Source organism: Streptomyces sp. SID5910 (assembly GCF_009862125.1).
Classification (GTDB): Bacteria; Actinomycetota; Actinomycetes; order Streptomycetales; family Streptomycetaceae; genus Streptomyces.
Map to the genome: position 1 here is coordinate 1 of NZ_WWHX01000661.1, position 5,707 is coordinate 5,707.

5 protein-coding genes are annotated in these 5,707 nt (G+C 72.4%); 2 read left to right on the forward strand and 3 right to left on the reverse strand.

What is annotated here, in order from left to right:
• Positions 1 to 711 (forward strand): phosphotransferase enzyme family protein (locus GTW67_RS22950; RefSeq protein ID WP_161166697.1); only part of this gene is annotated, 711 nt, incomplete at its 5' end.
• A gap of 22 nt (positions 712 to 733) precedes the next feature.
• Here GTW67_RS22950 and GTW67_RS22955 read toward each other — a convergent pair.
• Together GTW67_RS22955 and GTW67_RS22960 are read right to left on the reverse strand one after the other, a co-directional pair.
• Complete coding sequence (locus GTW67_RS22955; RefSeq protein ID WP_161166698.1) at positions 734 to 1,456, reverse strand: 3'-5' exonuclease; 723 nt, start codon at positions 1,454 to 1,456, stop codon at positions 734 to 736.
• Between the two features lie 114 nt (positions 1,457 to 1,570).
• A complete protein-coding gene (locus GTW67_RS22960; RefSeq protein WP_161166699.1) occupies positions 1,571 to 2,818 on the reverse strand; it encodes a DUF5919 domain-containing protein in 1,248 nt (415 codons plus the stop codon).
• A gap of 353 nt (positions 2,819 to 3,171) precedes the next feature.
• Between GTW67_RS22960 and glgX the strand changes: the two genes are divergently transcribed.
• Entirely contained in the window at positions 3,172 to 5,289 is a 2,118-nt protein-coding gene (gene glgX, locus GTW67_RS22965; protein WP_161166700.1) for a glycogen debranching protein GlgX, read from the forward strand.
• On the opposite strand, the gene GTW67_RS22970 is transcribed toward glgX, so the two are convergent.
• Positions 5,286 to 5,707: MFS transporter (locus GTW67_RS22970; protein WP_161166701.1), on the reverse strand; the 422-nt coding region annotated here is incomplete at its 5' end. The genes glgX and GTW67_RS22970 overlap by 4 nt on opposite strands.

Sequence of the window (5,707 nt, forward strand, 5' to 3'; positions counted from 1 at the left end):
CGGGCGGGCCGGGAGCTGGCCGTCGCGGTGTGGCTGGAGGAGGCCGGTGTGCCGGCGGTGCGGGCGGCCCGGCCCGAGGCGCTGACGGTCGACGGGCATCCCGTGACCGTGTGGCACCGGCTGCCCGACGCGGTACGGCCCACCGAGCCGCGCGACGTGGCGGAACTGCTGCGGCTCGTCCACGCGCTGCCCTCCCCCTCCTTCGAACTGCCGCCCCGCGAGCTGCTGGGCGGGGTGGAACGCTGGCTGCGGCTCGCCGGCGACGCGATCGACCCCGCCGACGCGGCGTATCTGCGCGAGCGCCGCGACGGCTTCGCGACGGCCGCCGCCGCGCTCACCCCCCACCTTCCGCCGGGCCCCATCCACGGCGACGCGCTCCCCCGCAATGTGCACGTCGGCCCCGACGGTCCGGTCCTGGTCGACCTGGAGACCTTCTCCGCCGACCTGCGCGAGCACGACCTGGTGGTGATGGCGCTCAGCCGGGACCGCTACGGGCTGCCCGCCGAGGCGTACGACGCCTTCACCGCGACCTACGGCTGGGACGTGCGCGAATGGGACGGCTGCGCGGTGCTGCGCGGGGCGCGCGAGACGGCCAGCTGTGCCTGGGTGGCGCAGCACGCGCCGAGCAACCCGAAGGCGCTGGCCGAGTTCGAACGCCGGGTGGCGTCGCTGCGGGACGGGGATCCGGCCGTGCGCTGGTACCCCTTCTGACGCGGGGTCCGGCGCGGCCGGGTCAGACCGGCTCGCCGGCCAGCACGCGGACCGGCCACGTCCCGTCGACGACGGCGGTGGTGTCGCCCTTGCGGCGCAGGAAGCTCTGGAAGTCCGCCGCCCACTCCGCGTACCACTCGATCTGGCGGTGGTGCAGCTCCGCCGGGCCGAGGGCCGCGACCTTGGGGTGGCGGCCGGCTATCGCCGAGGCCAGCCGGGCCGCGGCGAGGGCGTCGGCCGAGGCGTCGTGGGCGGCGTCGAGCGGGACGCCGTACTCCCTGCAGACCGCCTCCAGATTGCGCTTGCCGCGCCGGTACCGGTCCACGGAGCGGTCGATGGTGTACGGGTCTATGACGGGCGCGGGGTCCAGGCCGCCCAGGCGCTCCCGCAGGGACGGCAGGCCGTGGCGCCGCAGTTCGGCACTGAGCAGGGTGAGGTCGAAGGCCGCGTTGTAGGCGACGACGGGGACGCCCGTCTTCCAGTAGCCGGTGAGGACGTCGGCGATGGCGTCGGCGACCTGGTCGGCTGGGCGACCCTCGGTGGCCGCGCGCTCGTTGCTGATGCCGTGCACCGCGACCGCGTCCGCCGGGATCTCCACCCCGGGGTCGGCCAGCCATTCCCGGCGGCCGAGCGGCTCACCGCCCCTGACCTCGATCACGGCGCCGGTGACGATGCGCGCCTCGCGCGGATCGGTGCCGGTCGTCTCCAGGTCGAAGCCGATCAGCAGCTCCCGGTGCCAGCCCATGGGCGGTCCCCCTCCTCGGTGGTGCGTTCCCCCAGTGGTCCCCACCTTCGCACGGGCCACTGACAATCAGAGGATCGCGTTCCGTTTACCCGGGGCCGATACCCGCAGCCGCGCTCAGGACACCGGTCGCGAGTCCGCCCACATCAGCTCGAACTCCTCACGGTAGGTGGGGAAAAGTCCGCCTTCTTCTACCTGGTCCGACTTGACGACCTTGCCGCCGTTGCGCCCGTTGCGCAGCACGAGCACCGGCGCCTCCATGCCCCGCGTGCGGCGCAGATAGGACTGCACGACCGCGATGCCGTCGGCGCCGTCCCCGTCCACGAGGTAGGCCGTGAAGCGGGGCGTGTCGTCGAAGACCTGGATCTCGAAGGCCCCCGGGTCCCGCAGCCGGGACCGCACCCGGCGCATGTGCAGGATGTTCGTCTCGACGGCACGGCTCAGCTCGCCGCGCTTGATGCCCAGTTCGCGCTCGCGGCGCTTGATGGCGCTGGAGGCCGGGTTCAGGAACAGCAGCCGCACCCGGCCGCCGGACTCGGCCAGCCGGAGCAGGCGGCGCCCGGAGAAGTTCTGCACGAGCAGGTTGAGGCCGATGCCGAGGGCGTCCACGCGGCGGGCCCGGCCGAAGATGTCCTCCGCGGGGAACTGGCGCAGCAGCCGGACGCGGTCCGGGTGCACGGCGACCACGTCGGCGTACCGGTCGCCGACCAGGTCCTCCACCGCGTCGACCGGGAGCCGGCGCGCGGACGGCAGGTCGCTGCCGGTGCCGAGGACCTCCAGCAGCCGCGCCGAGGCCCGTTCGGCCTGGTTCAGGACCGCCTCGGACAGCGCCCGGTTACGGGAGACGACGTTGCGGGTGACCTCCAGCTCGTCCAGGGCCAGTTCCACGTCCCGGCGCTCGTCCACGTACGGCTCGAAGCACGGCCAGTGCTGGACCATCAGCTCGCGCAGCTGGGGCAGGGTGAGGAAGCTCAGCACATTGTCGTCGGCGGGGTCGAGGAGGTAGCCCTTGCGGCGGCTGACCTCGCGGACGGCGACGGCGCGCTGCACCCACTCCTGGCCGGCGGGTCCGGCGGCGGCGACCACCCACTCGTCGCCGTGGACGGGTTCGTACACCGGCCGCAGGACGGCGGCGACGACGGCGCGCAGCCGCTGCTCCACCAGGTTCAGCCAGATGTAGGCCCGCCCGGCCCGCTGGGCGCGGGTGCGCACCTCGTGCCAGGCGTCGGCGTCCCAGTCCAGCTCCGGACCGATCGCCCCCGCGTTCATGGGCCGCGCCAGGGACACCGCACCGGGCGGGACGTCCGTGGAGTTCCCCTCGTGACCCTCGTCACCAGGGGGCAGCTCCAGCCCTCCCGAGCCCACCCGCGCACCGCCTTCCGCTCCCTGGGAGCACTCCCTGCCGGACCCCGTCCAACGATCAAGGAAGGGTACTCCGCGAGCGGTGCGCGGTGCAGCCGGATGGGCACGCCGGTTTTCCCAACGGCCCTGATCCACCGGCCCGTTCCGGGTGCCCGGCGCGGGGCGGGTGAGCGGATTCATAGCGGTGACGTCGTACGTCGCGAACCGGACGGCCCGCAACTCGGCGGGAACGGATCGGCGCGCGGTGGGTAAGAGGCACGTGAGTGCACGTGAGTGCTAGGTGGTCGCCTCACTTTCGGGGAGACTCGGAGCCAAGGCGTCCGCACCGGCGCCGCACACCTGAAAGAGTCGTGTCCATGCAGGTCTGGCCTGGAGAGGCGTATCCACTCGGTGCCACGTACGACGGCGCCGGCACCAACTTCGCGGTCTTCACGGAGGCCGCGGACCGAGTAGAGCTGTGTCTGCTGCACGACGACGGCTCGGAGACGGCGGTGGAACTGCGGGAGAGCGACGCGTTCGTCCGGCACGCGTACGTGCCGGGCGTGATGCCGGGGCAGCGGTACGGGTACCGCGTGCACGGCCCCTACGCGCCGGAGCGCGGGCTGCGCTGCAACTCCGCGAAGCTGCTCCTCGACCCGTACGCGCGGGCGATCAGCGGCTCGGTCCAGTGGGGCGAGGAGGTGTACGGCTATCACTTCGAGGACCCCGACCGGCGCAACGACCTGGACTCGGCGCCGCATTCCATGTCGTCGGTCGTGGTCAACCCGTACTTCGACTGGGGCGACGACCGGCGCCCCCGGACGGAGTACCACCACACGGTGATCTACGAGGCCCATGTGAAGGGCCTCACCATGCGCCACCCGGGGCTCCCCGAGGAGCTGCGCGGCACCTACGCGGCGCTCGCGCACCCGGCGCTCATCGAGCACCTGACCGAGCTGGGGGTGACCGCGCTGGAGCTGATGCCGGTGCACCAGTTCGTGAACGACCACCGGCTGGTCGACATGGGGCTGAACAACTACTGGGGCTACAACACGATCGGCTTCTTCGCCCCGCACAACGCGTACGCCTCCTGGGGCGACCGCGGCCAGCAGGTGCTGGAGTTCAAGTCGGCGGTGAAGGCGCTGCACGAGGCGGGCATCGAGGTCATCCTCGACGTGGTCTACAACCACACCGCCGAGGGCAACCACCTGGGTCCGACGCTGTCCTTCAAAGGCATCGACAACCCGTCCTACTACCGGCTGACCGACGACCCCCGCTACTACATGGACACCACGGGCACCGGGAACTCGCTGCTCATGCGGTCCCCGCACGTCCTCCAGATGATCATGGACTCGCTGCGGTACTGGGTCACCGAGATGCACGTCGACGGGTTCCGCTTCGACCTCGCGGCGACCCTGGCCCGGCAGTTCCACGAGGTGGACCGGCTGTCGTCGTTCTTCGACCTGGTGCAGCAGGACCCGGTGGTCTCGCAGGTGAAGCTGATCGCCGAGCCGTGGGACGTCGGCGAGGGCGGTTACCAGGTGGGCAACTTCCCGCCGCTGTGGACCGAGTGGAACGGCAAGTACCGGGACACGGTGCGCGACCTGTGGCGCGGCGAGCAGCGCACCCTCGCGGAGTTCGCGTCCCGGCTGACCGGCTCGTCCGACCTCTACCAGGACGACGGGCGCCGCCCGCTGGCGTCCATCAACTTCGTCACCTGCCACGACGGCTTCACCCTGCACGACCTGGTCGCCTACAACGACAAGCACAACGAGGCCAACGGCGAGGACAACCGGGACGGCGAGAGCCACAACCGGTCCTGGAACTGCGGCGCCGAGGGCGACACCGACGATCCCTCGGTGCGGGAGCTGCGGGCGCGGCAGATGCGGAACTTCATCGCCACGCTGCTGCTGTCGCAGGGCGTGCCGATGATCAGCCACGGCGACGAGTTCGCCCGCACCCAGCGGGGCAACAACAACGCCTACTGCCAGGACAACGAGCTGGCGTGGGTGGCCTGGCCGGAGGGCGAGGACGCCGACACCGGGCTGCTGGAGTTCACGCGCGCGATGGTGTGGCTCCGCAAGGACCACCCGGTCTTCCGCAGGCGGCGCTTCTTCCACGGCCGGCCCGTGGAGGGCACCCACGACGAGCTCTCGGACATCGCCTGGTTCACCCCGGAGGGAGCGGAGATGGCCCAGCGGGACTGGAACTCGGCGCGGGCGTCGGCCCTGACGGTGTTCCTCAACGGCAACGCGATCTCCGAGCCGGGCGCGCGCGGGGAACGCATCGCCGACGACTCGTTCCTGCTGATGTTCAACGCCTCGCCGAAGACCCTGGACTTCGTGGTGCCGGTCGACCACGGCCGGCAGTGGGAGGTGATCGTCGACACCGCCCGCACGGAAGGGGTGCCGGCCCGGACGGGGACGAAGGTGCAGGCCGGGGACCGGCTGACGCTGGTGGACCGGAGCATGACGGTGCTCCAGAGGCCCGTCTAGGACGCGGTGTCGCCGGAGCCGGAGCGGTCCGCCACGGGCGTGTGGCGGACCGTCCGGCTGTTCGCGGCGGTCGGCGCGGGGCGGGCGGCCAGGGCGATGGCGAAGGCCAGTGCGGCGGTCGCGGTCGCCGCCGTGAAGGCCGCCACGGGGCCGTGGGACTCGACGAGGCGGCCGGTGACGGCCACCGCGAGGGCCTGGCCACCGACGATCGCGCTGGTCGCGTACGCCATCGCCTCGGCGAGCCGGGCGCGCGGCACCGTCCGCTCGGTGAGCGCCAGCACGGTGATCAGGTGGGGCGCGTAGGCGATGCCGAGGACGGTGACGACCGCGTACAGGCCGCCCAGGGTGTCCGTCCACAGCAGCGGCAGCGACAGCAGGCACGCCGTCGCGGTGGCCGCCCGCCAGCGGGTCCGCAGGC

What these genes read in the sequence shown, in the direction of transcription:
- GTW67_RS22955 (WP_161166698.1), bottom strand. Translation starts at nt 1,456, where the DNA reads ATGGGCTGGCACCGGGAGCTGCTGATCGGCTTCGACCTGGAGACGACC.
- glgX (WP_161166700.1), top strand. Translation starts at nt 3,172, where the DNA reads ATGCAGGTCTGGCCTGGAGAGGCGTATCCACTCGGTGCCACGTACGAC.